The organism is Jeotgalibacillus marinus, assembly GCF_040801915.1.
In the GTDB taxonomy this organism is placed as follows: domain Bacteria; phylum Bacillota; class Bacilli; order Bacillales; family Jeotgalibacillaceae; genus Jeotgalibacillus; species Jeotgalibacillus marinus.
In genome coordinates this window covers 1-464 of record NZ_JBFMIA010000090.1, presented here as the reverse complement: position 1 = coordinate 464, position 464 = coordinate 1, and the positions used below count along the sequence as shown (strand labels likewise).

Annotated in this window: 1 protein-coding gene; it reads left to right on the top strand. The window is 31.7% G+C overall.

The window, feature by feature from the left end; all coding sequences use genetic code 11:
• Positions 1–218: 218 nt before the first annotated feature.
• Positions 219–464, top strand: a 246-nt coding sequence (locus AB1471_RS17085) for a helix-turn-helix domain-containing protein (protein WP_367780941.1), incomplete at its 3' end; no start/stop codon positions are given.

Sequence of the window (464 nt, the reverse complement as noted above, 5' to 3'; positions counted from 1 at the left end):
TAACAAAGCATGTAGTCTGTGCACCGCAATGTTCGCATGTGAAGTACGTCTCTTTTACCCCCAGCCATCCACCACCCTAAAACAAGTATGTAGATTATTGTCGAAATATTTTAATAGTTTAAATAATTATAATGGTTTAATATAGAGAATGAGCACATAATTTGAAGAATTAGGGGGGAGAGAGGAAAAAGCATACAGTCAAAAGGAGTGAAATCAATGTGAAAACTATAGATAAAACATTTGGATTTAAGCTGAACGACCTTTTTAAAAAATATAAGATTAAACAAAAAGATGTAGCTGAAAAATGTGAGATCACTACTAGTTCATTGAACAAAATTTTGAACAGGGAGAGCGAACATTTTTTTGAATCCATTTTAGCATTGGTTCAATATTTAGTTAATCTTGATGAATGCTTTGAAGAAGAAGAAGAATTAATGCGTGCTTATATTCAAGAGATTCAAGAT